The sequence below is a fragment of the Methylomonas sp. EFPC3 genome, from assembly GCF_029643245.1.
In the GTDB taxonomy this organism is placed as follows: domain Bacteria; phylum Pseudomonadota; class Gammaproteobacteria; order Methylococcales; family Methylomonadaceae; genus Methylomonas; species Methylomonas koyamae_B.
This window is the reverse complement of sequence record NZ_CP116398.1, coordinates 2,293,666-2,309,422: the sequence shown is the minus strand read 5'-3', so window position 1 is coordinate 2,309,422 and position 15,757 is coordinate 2,293,666. Positions and strand designations below refer to the sequence as shown.

Annotated in this window: 18 protein-coding genes, 1 tRNA gene and 1 other RNA gene; 13 read left to right on the top strand and 7 right to left on the bottom strand. The window is 55.2% G+C overall.

Annotated features, from left to right (window positions below; genetic code table 11):
* Window positions 1-42 precede the first annotated feature (42 nt).
* Window positions 43-969 (top strand): site-specific DNA-methyltransferase, encoded by a 927-nt coding sequence (locus PL263_RS10295; protein WP_278209344.1) that lies wholly within the window; start codon window positions 43-45, stop codon window positions 967-969.
* 265 nt (window positions 970-1,234) lie between these two features.
* On the opposite strand, the gene ssrA is transcribed toward PL263_RS10295, so the two are convergent.
* Window positions 1,235-1,615: a transfer-messenger RNA gene (ssrA, locus tag PL263_RS10290) on the bottom strand.
* 245 nt (window positions 1,616-1,860) lie between these two features.
* On the opposite strand from ssrA, the gene PL263_RS10285 reads away from it, so the two are divergent.
* From PL263_RS10285 to trxC, 4 genes are all read left to right on the top strand, one after another.
* Window positions 1,861-2,805, top strand: coding sequence for a DnaJ C-terminal domain-containing protein (locus PL263_RS10285; protein WP_278209343.1), 945 nt, complete (start codon window positions 1,861-1,863; stop codon window positions 2,803-2,805).
* Between the two features lie 3 nt (window positions 2,806-2,808).
* Complete coding sequence (locus PL263_RS10280; protein WP_140913746.1) at window positions 2,809-3,120, top strand: chaperone modulator CbpM; 312 nt, start codon at window positions 2,809-2,811, stop codon at window positions 3,118-3,120.
* Between the two features lie 2 nt (window positions 3,121-3,122).
* Window positions 3,123-4,073, top strand: coding sequence for a zinc metalloprotease HtpX (locus tag PL263_RS10275; RefSeq protein WP_278209342.1), 951 nt, complete (start codon window positions 3,123-3,125; stop codon window positions 4,071-4,073).
* A 98-nt stretch (window positions 4,074-4,171) separates the two neighbouring features.
* Window positions 4,172-4,606: a thioredoxin TrxC gene (gene trxC / locus PL263_RS10270; RefSeq protein WP_278209341.1), complete on the top strand. Its 435-nt coding sequence runs from the start codon at window positions 4,172-4,174 to the stop codon at window positions 4,604-4,606.
* 9 nt (window positions 4,607-4,615) lie between these two features.
* Here trxC and PL263_RS10265 read toward each other — a convergent pair whose 3' ends face one another.
* Window positions 4,616-5,026, bottom strand: a complete 411-nt coding sequence (locus tag PL263_RS10265; protein ID WP_278209340.1) for a hypothetical protein — start codon at window positions 5,024-5,026, stop codon at window positions 4,616-4,618.
* Window positions 5,027-5,115: 89 nt separating this feature from the next.
* Between PL263_RS10265 and cysD the strand changes: the two genes are divergently transcribed.
* From cysD to PL263_RS10240, 5 genes are all read left to right on the top strand, one after another.
* The gene (gene cysD, locus PL263_RS10260) at window positions 5,116-6,024 is read left to right on the top strand and encodes a sulfate adenylyltransferase subunit CysD (RefSeq protein ID WP_256610297.1); all 909 of its coding nucleotides are present in this window, start codon (window positions 5,116-5,118) and stop codon (window positions 6,022-6,024) included.
* A 40-nt stretch (window positions 6,025-6,064) separates the two neighbouring features.
* The gene (locus PL263_RS10255) at window positions 6,065-6,268 is read left to right on the top strand and encodes a hypothetical protein (RefSeq protein ID WP_278209339.1); all 204 of its coding nucleotides are present in this window, start codon (window positions 6,065-6,067) and stop codon (window positions 6,266-6,268) included.
* Complete coding sequence (locus PL263_RS10250; protein ID WP_278209338.1) at window positions 6,269-6,646, top strand: type II toxin-antitoxin system death-on-curing family toxin; 378 nt, start codon at window positions 6,269-6,271, stop codon at window positions 6,644-6,646. It begins immediately after the preceding gene.
* Window positions 6,647-6,683: 37 nt separating this feature from the next.
* Window positions 6,684-8,309 carry a sulfate adenylyltransferase subunit CysN gene (cysN, locus tag PL263_RS10245; protein ID WP_278209337.1) on the top strand — a complete coding sequence of 542 codons (1,626 nt, stop codon included), beginning with the start codon at window positions 6,684-6,686 and terminating at the stop codon, window positions 8,307-8,309.
* Window positions 8,310-8,402: 93 nt separating this feature from the next.
* Window positions 8,403-9,995 carry a tetratricopeptide repeat protein gene (locus PL263_RS10240; protein ID WP_278209336.1) on the top strand — a complete coding sequence of 531 codons (1,593 nt, stop codon included), beginning with the start codon at window positions 8,403-8,405 and terminating at the stop codon, window positions 9,993-9,995.
* Window positions 9,996-10,158: 163 nt separating this feature from the next.
* Here PL263_RS10240 and PL263_RS10235 read toward each other — a convergent pair.
* A tRNA-His gene (locus tag PL263_RS10235) sits at window positions 10,159-10,234 on the bottom strand.
* A 108-nt stretch (window positions 10,235-10,342) separates the two neighbouring features.
* On the opposite strand from PL263_RS10235, the gene PL263_RS10230 reads away from it, so the two are divergent.
* The 3 genes from PL263_RS10230 to PL263_RS10220 are packed head-to-tail and all read left to right on the top strand — an operon-like array spanning window position 10,343 to window position 11,868.
* Entirely contained in the window at window positions 10,343-11,329 is a 987-nt protein-coding gene (locus PL263_RS10230) for a site-specific integrase (protein ID WP_278209335.1), read from the top strand.
* A gap of 9 nt (window positions 11,330-11,338) precedes the next feature.
* Complete coding sequence (locus tag PL263_RS10225) at window positions 11,339-11,542, top strand: hypothetical protein (RefSeq protein WP_278209334.1); 204 nt, start codon at window positions 11,339-11,341, stop codon at window positions 11,540-11,542.
* 35 nt (window positions 11,543-11,577) lie between these two features.
* Window positions 11,578-11,868 carry a hypothetical protein gene (locus PL263_RS10220; RefSeq protein ID WP_278209333.1) on the top strand — a complete coding sequence of 97 codons (291 nt, stop codon included), beginning with the start codon at window positions 11,578-11,580 and terminating at the stop codon, window positions 11,866-11,868.
* Here PL263_RS10220 and PL263_RS10215 read toward each other — a convergent pair.
* The 4 genes from PL263_RS10215 to PL263_RS10200 form a co-directional block, all read right to left on the bottom strand.
* Window positions 11,865-12,239 (bottom strand): hypothetical protein, encoded by a 375-nt coding sequence (locus tag PL263_RS10215; RefSeq protein WP_278209332.1) that lies wholly within the window; start codon window positions 12,237-12,239, stop codon window positions 11,865-11,867. The genes PL263_RS10220 and PL263_RS10215 overlap by 4 nt on opposite strands.
* 602 nt (window positions 12,240-12,841) lie before the next feature.
* Window positions 12,842-13,612 carry a hypothetical protein gene (locus PL263_RS10210; protein ID WP_278209331.1) on the bottom strand — a complete coding sequence of 257 codons (771 nt, stop codon included), beginning with the start codon at window positions 13,610-13,612 and terminating at the stop codon, window positions 12,842-12,844.
* A 741-nt stretch (window positions 13,613-14,353) separates the two neighbouring features.
* Entirely contained in the window at window positions 14,354-15,208 is an 855-nt protein-coding gene (locus tag PL263_RS10205; RefSeq protein WP_278212847.1) for an IS3 family transposase, read from the bottom strand.
* Window positions 15,209-15,219: 11 nt separating this feature from the next.
* Entirely contained in the window at window positions 15,220-15,534 is a 315-nt protein-coding gene (locus PL263_RS10200) for a transposase (RefSeq protein WP_278209330.1), read from the bottom strand.
* Between the last annotated feature and the right edge of the window lie 223 nt (window positions 15,535-15,757).

Sequence of the window (15,757 nt, the reverse complement as noted above, 5' to 3'; positions counted from 1 at the left end):
CCAGTCCAGAACACCGCGAGTGTCATTGTCAAAGAGGCACTCGTGGAGAAATATCAAAGGGATTCAATCGAGCTACATAACGTCGATGCGTTGAGTCTGTTGGCCAGCCTGGCGGCGGATACCGTCGATTTGATCGCGACCGATCCGCCGTATTACAAAGTCAAAGACAACGCCTGGGACAACCAATGGCGCAATCCGTCCGAGTTCTTTACTTGGCTGGATGGCGTGCTGGTCGAGTATCACCGCGTGTTGAAGCCGGCCGGTTCGCTGTACTTATTTGCCGGTCCGCATTTGGCGACGCAAGTGGAGCTGGCTGTCGCCAAGCATTTCCGTATCCTGAACCACATCGTCTGGCGCAAACCCAGCGGCCGCCATAACGGTTGCCGCAAGGAATCGTTGCGCCGTTATTTTCCGCAGACCGAACACATCATCTTCGCCGAGAGCCGCAAGCGCTTGCCGTTTGCCTTCGAGCCCATCAGATCGCATCTGGAACAAGCCAGGCAGACGGTCGGCATCTCGCGCAAACAAATCGACCAGGCTTGCGGTTGCCAAATGTCTGGCCATTGGTTTGATCGATCGCAGTGGAGCATGCCCAGCCGCAAGCATTACGACACGATGAACCAGTTGTTTGGCGGCACGCTGAAACCTTACGCCGAACTGTTTGCCGAGTACAAAGCCGTCAAGTTACAGCAACGCCACTTTGCGGTGACCAAGGACGTGCCGTTCACCAACGTGTGGGACTTCAAGCCTGTGCAGTGGTATCCGGGCAAGCATCCGTGCGAGAAGCCTTTGGATTTAATGCGCCACATCGTCTCGGCCAGCTCGAGGCCGAACGACGTCGTGCTGGATACGTTTGCCGGGAGCGGATCAACGGCGATAGCTTGCCTGGATCTGGGGAGGAAGTTCCTCGGTTGCGAGCTGGGAGAGGATGAATATGCCGGTGCCATCACCAGACTGAAGGAACGATAGCGGAGCCGGCCACCAAAGAAAAAACCGCCGCCCGCCCGCCGAAAATCACTCCTCCTCGCCTGCGCGGTTTTTGCGCAGATTTTTCGTTGTGAAATATGGCTCTGCCGCTGGCAAACCTGGAAGCCTAGAAAGATCAGGATTTCGCGCGAATGGGGGAAATTCGGAATGTGCCGATAAATGGCGTTCCCTGCAATTAGGAAACGCCAATTTACCGCCACAAATTGAAAGACTAGAAATTATTTTCTTTATCTTTCAATGGGTTGATTGGTGGAGGTGGGGGGAATTGAACCCCCGTCCGCAAGCACTCCGCCACAAGCTCTACATGCTTATCCCGCGCTTTTAATTTAACTGTTGACTACCCGTCGGGCCAAGAGGATCAACAGCGATTTCGATTGGATTTAGCGCTTCAGGCTCCGAACTAAGCCCTGGCGCGATCTTATGTAATATGATCCCTGAGCGTTCCCCGAGAGGAACTCCAGACGCATAAGTACATCTGGTCAGAGAAGTGGTGCAGGTTTTAAGCTGCTAAGGCCACTGAGTAGTTTTCGTCGTTTGCGAATACTTGTTTTCAGTAGGTTTTACGAGCTGTACTGTGCTCGGCATGCACCTGAGGTTTTGCTACCCACGTCGAAGCCATGTCACCCCCGGAACCTTCATTCTATCAAATCGATAAAAGAATTGCTGCGTAAGATGGGTGCTGATCCGATTGGTTCAAGCCGTTTGCGCTTCAAGCCAGACTCTTGATTTTTACCTGAATGGCCGACATTTCATTTCTCGATGATCGAGCCGGGAGGAGGGTGGTCCGCATTTGCCGATTGTCCACCCGTTCGCTATCGTTTATAAGAACCCGGCTCAGCTGAGTTTGGCGGCTTCAGTCACTGGAGGCGTGGCGTGCAATACAAAGATTATTACCAGATTTTGGGCGTCGGCCGCGATGCGGCTTTGGCCGATATCAAAAAGGCCTATCGTAAATTGGCCCGTAAATACCATCCGGACATTTCCAAAGAGCCGGATGCCGAAGCGCGGATGAAGGAAGTCAACGAGGCATATGCCGTCTTGTCCGACACCGAGAAACGCGCGGCCTACGATCAGCTCGGCCGCGGTTACCGTTCCGGCCAGGAGTTTCATCCGCCGCCGAACTGGGACGCCGGCTTCGAGTTTTCCAGCGGCGATACGGCGGATTTCGGCGATTTTTTCAGCCAGTTGTTCGGCCGCATGGGCGCGCGCGGCCGCGGCGGTCCGTTCGAAGCCCACGCCGGTAGTTTTCAGGCCCAGGGCGAGGATCATCATGCCAAAGTGTTGCTCGACATTGAGGATGCTTTCCGCGGCGCCACTCGTCAGATCAGTTTGCGGGTGCCGGCGATGGATGCCGGCGGCCACGTTACACTGAACACCCGCACCTTGAACGTCAAAATCCCCAGGGGCGTCTACGAAGGCCAGATCATTCGCCTGGCCGGTCAGGGCTCGCCGGGCGTGGGCCACGGCAAGTCCGGCGACCTGTTGCTGGAAGTCCATTTCAATCCGCATCCGCAATTGCGCGTCGACGGTAACAATCTGCATATGACTTTGGCGGTGACGCCATGGGAAGCGGCACTCGGCGCGGTGTTGCCGGTCAATTTGTTCGAGACCGGATTGAAAGTGCGGATTCCGGAGGGTACCCAGAGCGGCCAGCAATTGCGCGTGCGCGGCAAGGGTATCCCCAGCGCGACGCCCGGCGATTTGCTGCTGGATATACACGTGGTGCTGCCGCCGGCCAACACCGCCAAAGCCAGAGAACTTTACCAAGCCATGGCGCGCGAATTGGCTTTCGATCCGCGCGCCGCACACGGGAGCTGAGTCATGTCCGGATCGTTGACCGCCATCGCCATAGACGCCATTCTTGAAGAGCACGGCCTGACGTTACGGCAGCTTGCCGCGTTGGCCGCGGTGGACCACGAATGGATCAGCCACCACGTTGCCGAGGGCTTGCTGACGCCAAGCCGACACGGCGAAGAGTGGCGTTTCTCCAGTGCCACGCTGCTGCGGGTAAAGCGTATCGCCGCCATTGAGCGCCAATTCGAGGCGATACCGGAACTGGCCGCGCTGGTCGCCGACATGCAGGAAGAAATCGACGACCTGCGGCGTCGTCTCCGCCGCGCCGGCTTGGAGTAGTCATGAATCGCGCTATTCGCCGCAGCCATCGCTGGCTGAATCGGCTGCAAACCGTTTTATTGGTTGCCGCGTTGTTGGGTATTTGCGCGCTGGCCGGCAGTCTGTTATTCGGCGACGACGGTATCTGGATGGCCCTGGCGGCGGCCGGCTTCGGTTTGTTGATTACACCCAGCACCGCTTGGCGTCTGACCTTGAGTTTCTATCGGGCCCGGCCGATTTATCCGCAAGAGGCCCCGGTACTTTGGCAAATGCTGGAAACGCTGGCCGAACGTGCCGAACTGACCCGCGCACCGACGCCTTACTTCTTCCCCAGTCCGGTCATCAACGCCTTTGCCGTGGGCAGCCGCAAGCAATCGGCGATCGCGCTGAGCGACAGCCTGTTGCAGCGCCTATCGACCCGAGAACTGGCGGGTGTGTTGGCCCACGAAATCTCGCATATTGCCAACAACGATTTGCGGGTGATGAGTCTGGCTGATGCGGTTAGCCGCATCACTGCGGTGTTTGCGAGTTTAGGGCAATTGTTTCTACTGCTAAGTATTCCGGCCATGCTGCTTGCCGATGTCGTATTCGAGTTCAACTGGCCGGCGATACTGCTATTGTTGTTTTCGCCGCACTTGGCTCTGCTGGCGCAACTGGGCTTGTCCCGCACTCGCGAATACGACGCCGATTTGAATGCGGCCATGCTGACCGGCGACCCGCTGGGTTTGGCGCAAGCGCTGGCCCATATCGAACAAGCCAGCAAGGGCTGGCTGGCCGTGTTGTTTCCCGGTTGGGGTAACCCGGAACCGTCCTGGCTGCGCACCCATCCGCCAACCGAAGAACGGATTCGTCGGCTACAGGCCTTGGTGCCGGCGGCGCCGAGTCACTGGCTGGACTATGCACCGTTACTGGGTTACCGCGTAATTCCGGCACGGCGGGCGCCGCGCTGGCGAATCGGCGGTTTGTGGCGATAATTTCGATCGGCCTCTTGTTTTTAGCAGCACCGCCCTAAGTTTAAGCGGCAATCCCTTCGCCGCCGCGAAGGTTAGCCGTCCCTATTCCGAGGCCAAAAATGAGCGAATCGATTCACTTAGCCTGCCCGCATTGCGCGGCCATCAACCGCCTGCCTGCCGCGCGGCTGGCTCAGCATCCAAAATGCGGCCAATGCCATCAAGCGCTGTTTACCGGCCATCCGCTGGAATTGACCGCCGCCAATTTCGACAAACATCTGCGTTCTAGCGAGATACCGCTGCTAGTGGATTTTTGGGCGGCTTGGTGCGGGCCCTGCCGGATGATGGCGCCGGCCTTTGCCCAGGCGGCCGGCTTATTGGAACCGACGATGCGCCTGGGAAAAATCGACACCGAAGCGCAGGTCGAGTTGAGCGCGCATTACCAGATCCGCAGCATCCCGACGCTGATTCTGTTCAAGGGCGGCCGCGAAATCGTCCGCCAGGCCGGGGCGACGTCAGCCCAAGACATCGTGCGCTGGGCAAAAAGTCACGCTTGAACTGATTTGTTACGGCAATTGTTTCAGCGGAATTTGAAAACGTTGCCGGGCAATGTCGCCAATCTGGCCGCTGTAACGGCTCAGATACAAATCCCGGCCGCAGACGTGCGGTAAAGCCGAACAGCGGCCTGTCACCGCAAATCGCTCGCCGGCCAAACGAAAGGTCAGCGGCACGCAATCGTCGCGCAAAATCGGCCCTGCCACCTGCAAGTCGAGGCGTTGTTCGAAGTGTTCGTAAAGCAGCGTATCGGCTTCCAAGCTCAGCTCGGCCAGCACGACGCGGTCGTCGTCACCAATGCTGCCGAATATCGTGCAACGGCATTCGCGCAGGTCATCCAGTAAGCATTCCGCCAACTTTGCCAGTGTCGGCCGGCCGGAGATTGCCGCCCGTAGAGTTTCCAAGCCGTGGTACTGTCTCATAAGCTTTGCCGATGGCGTCGATAGGGGTTTGCCATTAAAATAGCGCACTAACCTTTGCATGCAAACAGGCCGCGCGCCCCGGATAATTGATGACCGATTATAAACTGACCCACCTGAAACAGCTCGAAGCCGAAAGTATCCACATCATCCGCGAAGTGGCAGCGGAATTCGAAAAGCCCGTCATGCTCTATTCCATCGGCAAGGACTCGGCGGTCATGCTGCATCTGACCCGCAAAGCCTTCTTTCCCGGCAAACCGCCGTTTCCGTTGTTGCACGTCGATACCACCTGGAAATTCCGGGAAATGATCGAGTTTCGGAACAACATGGCCAAAGATCTGGGCTGGGACCTGATCGTCCATATCAATCAGGAAGGCGTTGCCCAAGGCATTGGCCCGTTCACCCACGGTAGTAAGAAGCATACCGACGTCATGAAAACCGATGCGCTGAAACAAGCCTTGAACAAATACCAGTTTGATGCGGCTTTCGGCGGCGCCCGCCGCGACGAGGAAAAATCCCGCGCCAAGGAGCGGGTTTACTCGTTTCGTGACAAGAACCACCGCTGGGACCCAAAAAACCAGCGCCCGGAGCTTTGGAACATCTATAACGGCAAGATCGACAAGGGCGAATCGATTCGGGTATTTCCGCTATCCAACTGGACTGAATTGGACATCTGGCAATACATCCATCTGGAAAACATCCCCATCGTCCCGCTGTACTTCGCCAAAGAGCGCCCGGTGGTCAATAAGGATGGCATGTTGATCATGGTCGACGACGACCGGATGCCGATCGGCCCCGAAGACAAAGTCGAAATGAAAATGGTGCGCTTCCGTACCCTGGGCTGCTACCCGCTGACCGGCGCCGTCGAATCGACCGCAACCACCTTGCCGGAGATCATTCAAGAAATGTTGCTGACCACCACGTCCGAGCGTCAAGGCCGCTTGATCGACCACGATCAGGCCGGATCGATGGAACAGAAAAAACGCGAAGGGTATTTTTAACAGGAACCTTGCCAACCAGCAAAACTCGGTGGAAGCTTTCATGCAACTGCACGAAGAAATCCAGCAGCACCTCGTGAATCTCGAACCCGGCCTGCAAGCCGAGGTACTGGATTTCGTGCTGTTTCTTGAAGAAAAACAAAAGAAGCAACAGTCTGACCAGCGCGTGACTGAAGCACAAGCCCTACAAATTCATCAGCAGTTAATGAGCCAGTACGCCGATGCGTTTGCCAAGCTGGCCCAATAGATGGCCGAGTTGTTTTTCATCTCGAAAGCATTGGCGTTACAGATACATCGTCAACAGATAGAACGCTTTGGCGGTGCTTTGGGTATTCGAGACGAAGCGCTGTTGGAATCGGCGCTTGGTGCGGCACGACAGACTTGGCACTACAGCGGCGATATATTTCAGACCGCCGCTCAATATTGCTATTCGCTAGCCAACAACCATCCGTTTCTGGACGGCAACAAGCGGGTAGCGGCCGCCTGCATGCTGGTGTTTCTGGTCGCCAACCAAAAACAACCAACGATGGACGACACTCAGTTTTACGACTGGGTTATTAGTACGGCAACCCGGCAAGTCAGTCGCGAAGAACTGGCTGACTTTTTAAAACAGCATTGCGCGTAATACAACTTTCGAACAAATTTAGGCATTCAGGAAACCCATGTCCCACCAATCCGACCTCATCGCCACCGACATCAACGCCTATTTGGCGCAACACGAACGCAAGGAGTTGCTGCGATTTTTGACCTGCGGCAACGTCGACGACGGCAAGAGTACCTTGATCGGCCGCTTGTTGCACGACTCGAAAATGATTTACGAAGACCAGTTGGCCGCGGTGCAGGCCGATAGCGTCAAGTCCGGCACCACCGGCGCCGGCAAGATCGATTTGGCTTTGTTGGTCGACGGTCTGCAGGCCGAGCGCGAGCAGGGCATCACCATCGACGTCGCTTACCGTTATTTCTCGACCTCGACCCGCAAATTCATCATCGCCGACACCCCCGGCCACGAGCAATATACGCGCAACATGGCCACCGGCGCCTCGACCTGCGATTTGGCGGTGATCCTGATCGACGCCCGCTACGGTGTGCAAACCCAGACCAAGCGCCACAGTTTCATCGCCTCGCTGCTGGGCATCAAGCACATCATTGTCGCGGTCAACAAAATGGACTTGGTCGGCTACAGCCAGGAAACCTTCGAAAAGATTCGCGACGACTACATGACTTTCGTCAAACATCTGGATTTGCATGATATCCATTTCATTCCGATGTCGGCTTTGGACGGCGACAACGTCGTCAACCCCAGCGCCAATATGCCTTGGTTCAGCGGCCTGCCGATGATGGAATTGCTGAATAGCATCGAAATCGCCAGCGACCATAATTTCGACGACGCCCGCTTTCCGGTGCAGTACGTCAACCGGCCGAATCTTGATTTCCGCGGCTTCTGCGGTACCGTGGCGTCGGGTATTTTTCATAAGGGAGATGCGATTACCGCGCTGCCGTCCGGCAAAACCAGCACGATTAAATCGATCGTGACTTTCGACGGCGATCTGCAACAAGCTTTCGCCGGCATGGCCGTGACCTTGACGCTGAATGACGAGATCGACATCAGCCGAGGCGACGTCATCCTGGGCCAGCAACAAACCACACCCAGCGTCGCCGATAAATTCAAGGCCAACATTGTCTGGATGACCGAACAAGCCATGCTGCCCGGTCGCCAGTACGTGATCAAACTGGCCACCCGCAGCGTGTCCGGTTCGGTGGCGACGATTCACCATCGCATCGACGTCAACACCTTGGAACACCACGACGCCGACGAATTGAAACTGAACGAAATCGGCTTATGCACCGTGGCGGTCAACGCGCCAGTGGTGTTCGAACCCTATAAGCGCAATAAAGCCACCGGCTCGTTCATCATCATCGACCGTTTGACCAACGTCACCGTTGGCGCCGGCATGATCGTCGGCGATGCCAGCAAGGACGAATGGGCGCCGGTCACTGCTGAGGAACGCGCCAGCCGCTTCGGCCAAACCGCCACCATCGTCGCCCTCGCTGGCGCTGATGCCAAAACCATGGCTTATCATCTGGAGCGTCGCCTGTTCGACACCGGTCACGCCGCGACGGTATTGGAGCAAGCCGATTCGGGATTGGCCGCCGCGATTAAAAACGCTGGTTTGATCTGCTTGGCGGTAGGTTTGGCAGCCGATGCCGCCGATTTGGCCTTCGACGCCGATCAAATGAGCGTCGACGACATTTACGCCACATTGAAACAGCGCGAAGTGGTGCGTTAAATCCGTTTGCCGCCAGGTCTTGCGGCCTGGCGGTTGCCGGCGGCGAGTTTGCCGCTCAACCACCTGTAACCAGCACACAGGTATCGACTGACGATGAAAGCCCAGCCCAAACAACCGCAACCGGCGGAATTACAGGCCATCCATCAACTGTACCAGGCCGGCCAAATCCCGTTGGCGGAAATCAGGGCGCAAGGCTTGTTGAACGCCTACCCCAAATCCTTGCCGCTGCTGAATTTGCTGGGCATGTGCCAACAGCTACAAGGCAAGTTGCGCGAGGCGGCGGCCAGCTTCCGCAAGATGATCGCCATCGATCCCAATATCGCCGAAATCCATTTCAACCTCGGCGCGATTTATACCCAACTCAACGACGCCAAAGGCGCCATCGCCGCTTACCGCAAGGCGCTACAAATCAAGCCGGATCTGACCGTTGCGCATTTCAATTTGGGCGCGCTGTTGCAGCAGCAAAACCAATGGCAGGATGCGGCCAAGCATTATCGAACAGCCGTCGAGCAACAACCCGGTTATTACCAGGCTTGGGCCAATTGGGGCGCGGTGCTGCAAACGCTTGGCGACCTGAAAGCGGCCGAGCAGTGTTACCGCAAAGCCCTGGAGATCAATGCCGATGCGCTGGGCTATTTCAATCTCGGCACCAATCTTTACGACCAGGGCGCGCACGGCCAAGCCATCGACGCTTTCAAAGCAGCGTTGCGCCTGGATCCGCAATTCGCCGACGCCTGGAACGACCTGGGTGAAATTTACCGCGACCAAGGCAACATGGAGGAAGCGGTGCGTTGTTACCGCGCCGCGCTGCAAGCCAATCCCGATCACGGCCGTGCCAATTACAATCTGGGCGAGAGTTATTGTTTGGGAGGACAGTTCGAGCAGGCGATCCCTTACTTCTCGGCGTCGGATTTCGCCGACGCTCAAGAGCGGGTGTTGTTGTGTTTGTATAAAACGCGTCAATTCGACGCGTTCAAACAGCGCCTGGATGAATTGATCGCCCAAGACCGCCACAACTCGGTATTGCTGGGCAGTTTGGCGACGCACTACGCCACCAATTTCCGGCAATCCGACGTGTACGGCTACTGTCGCGATCCGATGGCGTTCGTTCAGCACACCCGGATAGCCGAACTGACGGAACCCGGCAGCGCCTTGCTGAACCAATTGCTGGATGACGTCAAACACTTGGCCATCGCCGAGCGCAAGCAGGGGCGTTTGTATTACGGCATGCAGTCAGCAGGAAATTTATTGCAGCGACCGGAAGCCTCGTTTCAGCAGTTGGCGACACTGATCCGCGCCAAGGTCAAAGCTTACCAACAACACTTTGCCGGCAGCGACGATGCCTTGATTCGCTTGTTTCCGAAAACGCTGGAATTCGCCAGCTCCTGGTATTTACGCATGGACCAGGGCGGCTATTTGACCTCGCACATCCACGAAGAAGGCTGGATCAGCGGCTGCGTCTACCTGCAACTACCGGACAAATGCAACAACCATGAAGGCAGTTTCGAATACGGTACCGACGGCGATGACTACCCGCGTCTGCACGACGACTTTCCGACCCAAATCGTCGACCAAAAAGTTGGTGACCTGGTGTTGTTCCCGTCCTCGTTGTTTCACCGCACAATTCCATTCAATTCCGACCAGGAACGAATTTGTATTGCATTTGACATTAAGCCGGGTAGATAGGATTTAGAGTCTTGAAGCTACTGCAGGCGAAAACAAATCGTTTGCGGATACGGGTTGTTTTAGGTGGGGCAGGTGGGGGCTTTCTGAGCAGTTCAGTCAGGGCGCGGGCAAAATATTAGCCGGTGACTGGATTGGAACGAAGGCTTGACTTTCAAGAGTATGGTGGGGTGAACGATGGGGCTCGAACCCACGACAACCGGAATCACAATCCGGGGCTCTACCAACTGAGCTACGCTCACCATTACATCTAACCCACTGATAACACATATAAACCTAACGAACTATCCATTTAGACCGCCCCTAAAGTTGGCCTTTTGTCCTTCTCCTGTCCTTTTTTAGGAGAACATATGGCTACATTTCGAAAGCGCGGGTCCGGCTCTTGGCAAGCCAGGATACAGCGCAAAGGACACCCAGACTTAACCAAGTCTTTCGGTACCAAAGCGGAGGCCCAGACCTGGGCTCGGCAGATTGAAGCGGAGATCGATCGAGGGAACTACTCGGCACCAGCTCCAATTGAAACCGATGGGACTACCCTAAGAGACTTACTCTGCCGGTATCTGGAATTAATCACACCAAAAAAGAAAGGTGCTATCCATGAGGGCCACCGGGTAAAAAGCTGGATAAATTCGCCCATCGCGAATAAGCCTCTAGCAGAAATTAAAAGCAGTGACTTTGCCAAGTGGCGCGATGAGCGGTTAGGTAAGGAGCTCTCCCCCAATACTGTACGCCTAGACTTGGCCGTTATTTCCAACGTGTACAGCATCGCCCGGACTGAGTGGGGTTTTGAGTCGCTAGCTAATCCCATCAAGCTCATCAAGCTCCCTAAGTTACCGAACGGCAGAACCAGAAGGCTCACCCCGGAAGAACTCCGTAAACTTATCCAAGCCCTGGAGTACACCCAAGAAGTTCACCAGATAGTCCAGCTTGCCGTCGAAACCGGCATGCGTCGATCTGAGCTCCTGGGTATGACCTGGGAGAATGTCGACACCGCCAAGCGTGTTGTACTCCTCCCGGATACCAAGAACGGTGATTCTCGGGAGGTACCGTTATCCTCCAGAGCCTTGGAGGTGCTCAACAGTGTAGGCGTTAAAACTGAAGGGCCGGTATTCACCACCAAGCCCGACTCAGTGTCCCAAGCCTTCAGCCGTGCCTGTAAGCGGGCCAACCTCAAAGACCTACGGTTTCACGACTTACGCCATGAGGCCACCTCCAGGTTATTCGAGAAGGGGCTCAACACGATGGAGGTCTCAGCCATTACCGGGCATAAGACCTTATCCATGCTCAAACGATACACCCACCTCAAGGCCAGCGACTTGGCGTTAAGGCTCGGCTGAGGAGGCATTATGACAACATCTAGGCATTTTCTCGATGATGGTTGGCATTATCTGGGTACTGACTACCGCGACTCTGCCGACGCCAAACTTAAAGACATCCCTCCCCATGCGGCAGTAGTTTATACCGTTGAATGGCGGCGGGATGGTAAGGGGCTGGAGGCTTTCACCACGGTACTAACCAAAGACCTTGGCCCAACTGATACAACGCATTAATCAACTTTCAATATCTCACTAAAGGAAACCTAACTATGTATATCGAAATTACACGTAAATCTATCGCTTTTGGCTTTGGCGCAATCCCTTCGATCAACGACTCTGGGGAGGTGCCTCTTATGCTCGACACTACCACTAAGGTGCTGTTCCTGGGGAATCATGAGTTTTACCTTGAGGTTCACCCTAAGGGGACAGACCTACAGTTACAAAGAACAGTGCATGGCCCCCGAGAGGTTAGCTTCCATTGGCATCGGTTTTCTTTTCACTACACCGACATGGCCGCCCAACGTGCCAGACGGACTGATGTTGTTGGTGAGCTAGCCTAAGCCCCCACCTTGCCGACAATCAGCCCACCCTCTACTGAATTAAAGGTGATGCTCTGGAGTAAGCCCGGTTTGATCTGATCGGCAAGCCACTTCCTCAGGTTGCCCGCTGCAGCCTTCCGGCTCCGATAGGCCCACGCAATGAGGGACTCTTGGTTAACCACCAGAGCCTCCCTCGGGCCTCTCGGGGTATCTATCCATATTAAGGCCTTGTCCATCCCTGCCAATATTGAGTAATGGCTGGGAGGGGTACTGCCAAAAGCCTTGGCAATATCGCCGACCAATAGCCAAGCCTCTTGGCCTTGAAGTATCCCTCTGATCTGGGTACCGCCCAAGTTGAAGGTGAGAAGCTTCACGGTAGTGCGCTTACTCATGAGTGGCCCCGGTACCAGTCATAGGCGTTGATAACCGGGTAATTGTCGGCATGCTGGAGAACTACCCCGCTACCATCGGTGGAGCCTGTGGGCTGGATACCGACTAAGCCCCTATCGGCGGCCTCGCGATACTGGGCCATTATCTCCAGGAGTAATCTGGTTTTTTCATCGTTGGGGTTATTCTTGAAGTCCTGTAGTCGGTTGCTGAGTTCCGACCAGAACCACATCATTCTATCCGCTGGCCTTGTCATGGATTTAACTCAGGCGACTAAATCCGCAGACAAAACGGGGACCGCCAAGGGGTTGCCTAGGGTCGCGAGGGTTTGCTTGAGGGTTTGCTTGGTTTTTGAGGTGATGGGGCGGAAGCTATAGAGTTCACAGGTTGTGACCGTGCAGCCTTCCGTTTGTTGTCTCCAAGTACCGCCTGCTTTCGGGTCATAAATACAACCCTTGCAATGGTTGGCGATGGCTTGGCGTGGTGAGATTGCCATTGATTGAAATGCTTGTGAGTGGATTAAATGCTGGAAAGAAAAGGGCGAACCCTGAGCCTTGGTGGGGCTCCTACGGGTTCACCCTGGTTTTTAGTTGCCTGAGTTAAATCCTCAGATTAGGCGCATCTTCTGGGCGACACTGGCGAGCGTCCAGGCACCGTTGATGTTGACCAATAGTTCACCATAGTCGTTAACGTGGGTTTGATAGCCAGCGGCTTTGAGGGAGCCCTCATCGGGGCCGAGCGAGTCCTTTGCATGCTGGATAAGCTGGCGGAGCATCCGGGTATCCCGGTTAAACGCCATGTCTCTTTGGGCTCTCTTCATGGCATCCCCTCGGTTAGTGTGCAGCCAGTTCCAGAGCTCTTGGGGTTCCTGTATGCCCATCGACTTGGCAATACTGTCCGCCTGAGCGGTAAAGGCCCCAATCACAGAGGCGGCCCGTTGTTGTACCTCAGCCGCAGACAGGCCGGTTAGGCTGGCGAGCTGGTCATAGTTCAAACTCTCGGGGCCGTGCTCCAGTACATGAACCACAGCCTCACTAATCATGGGCTGAGGTATGCCGCTGATGGCCTGGGCCACTTGGGCCTCTACTTCAGGAGTGAACGGCTCGACACCTTCCGGCAACTTCTGCTGAGACTCCTCCCGCTGATCGGTCGGCGGCTCCTGGGTGTTCTGTGCTGGGCTTATCTGGGAGCTATCGGGATTTTTTTTAACTTCTGGGTGGCTGCCTGGGCCTATCCACTCGAAACCGTTGGCGGCTTGGCGGACCCAACCCATGTGCATGGCGTTTTCGATGGTCAATTCGGTGCCGCCTGCCTTGATAACAGAATCAAGCCTTAAGTCGCCACCGGCAGGAAAGCCGTTATTGCGGGCGGTACTCAAGGGGCTGCCGGTATCCCGTGCAAAGTCCGAAGTATCGAACTGGCTCAAACCTTGGGAGGAGAACCCTGGATTAGCGCCACCGAATTGGACGGAGTGAACCGTATCGGTGACTTGAACGGCTGGGCTCGTCAAGTTGCCATAATTGTTTACTCCGGGTGATTGTGGATCATGATTAAGCGAGCGGCTGAGGCCTGGGAAATACCCCACCTTGAGGCGATTGCCCTGGGGGTGATAATTCCATCGCCGTGCCTTATCTCGATAATCAGTTGGTTAAGGTCGTTCTTTGTGAGGTCTTTGTGGTAGACCTTGGGTCTGGTACCTGGATGGGTACGAATCATTGCCTAAGCCTCCAGTCGGGGTCTGTGGTGAGTAGCTTGTTGAGTCTCCGTTGGCCTGTCTCCTTCAGGTACTCACTGAGAGGCTTGCCCGGTTTCCTGGTGAAATCGGGCTGAGTTCTCCAGGGGATACCCTCCCCGGTTGCTGCGGCTTTCAGTTGGTACCCCTCCAGGCGTAACAGCTCGGGATCGGGGAGGAGAGTCTCTAAGTAGCTCTGATAGTACGATAGGGCTCGGCGGATCATCATGGAGCCAGAACAGGTGAACTCTGGATATTGGGCATTGATCCAGTCCATCTTGGCTTTGGTTAGCGGGTCTACCCTGAAGGTAATAGAGACCGCATTGGTGCTATTTACTTTCACGTTTTCATGGGTGCTGTAATGGTCAACAAAAACCGGACACTTGTTTAGGCAGCGTCTCTCGAAAATTCCCGCTCGAATTCGATCGGGGATTGATAGCCCAATGTTGAATGCGATCGACGGCCGTTGTAAAAAGCCAAATAGTCGATCACGCTCAGTTTTGCCGCCTCTTGGGTTTTGAATTTTTCGTAGTTGAGCTGTTCATGCTTCAAGCTACGGAAAAAGCGTTCCGTCGGCGAATTGTCCCAGCAATTGCCTTTTCGGCTCATGCTTTGCTCCATGCGCATCACGGCCAGATGTTGGCGATATTCTCGACTCGCATACTGACTACCACGATCCGAGTGATGCAGCAGACCAGGTGGCGGTTTGCGACGCCAGAAGGCCATTTGTAATGCCTTGACACAGAGCGAGGTCCGCATGTGGTCGTCAATGGCCCAGCCCACCACTTGGCGGGAGAATAGATCGATAACGACCGCGACATACAGCCAGCCCTGTAACGTCCAGACATAGGTAATATCCGTGCTCCACACTTGATTTGGCTGAGCGACCTTGAATTGGCGATCCAGCCGATTTGGGGAGATGGCCTCGCTGTGGTTGCTGTCCGTGGTCACTTTAAATCGTTTGGGGTAGCGAACTTTTAACTTCAACTCCCGCATGATCCGCCGCGTTTTAAAGCGGCCGACGGCAAAACCCTGTTTCTGCAAGCGATCCGCTAAGCGACGCGAACCAAAGCACTGCTTGTTGTCGGTAAAGATTTGACACACTTTATCGGTAAGCTGTTGATCCTGCCGCTTTTTATCACTGCCTTGTGAGGCGGTGCACCATTCGTAGTAAGCACTAGTGCCAACGCCCATGACCCGACACAGTACGGTGACTGGATAGGTCTTCTGTTGCTCTCGAATAAACCCGTACTTTATTCGGTTTCTTTCGCAAAGAAGACTGCGGCCTTTTTTAAGATTTCGCGCTCCATTCGCAACTGTTCATTTTCCTTCCGTAAGCGGATCAATTCGTCACGGTCCCCCAGATTCAGACAAGACTTTTTTACCGCCGATTCGTTCGCCGAAGGCTTGCGTTCCGCTCGTACCCAGCGTCCTAGGGCGCTTTGCGATATGCCCAAATGATCGGCTGCCTGCTGTTGGCTGTAGCCTTTTTCCAGAACCAGTTTGGCGGCATCTTGTTTGAATTCCAGGCTGTATTTTGGCCGATTGTGTTTTTTGTCGTTACTCATGACCACCTCTGCTAACAGTATAAATTCTGCCTTTAGAAGTGTCCGGGGTTATTAGACCATTTCAGTGCAGTATTGGGTTGATGGGAGAAATTGAGGACGAAAAGGCGCTCAAGAGGCATCTATAGGCGAAAAAACTATGTGCTGCCACTTGTCGAAAAAACTCTAGGGGGATCAATAAGGGCAACTATGTGCTGCCTCTTGGGGTGAAACTGAGGAACTGCAA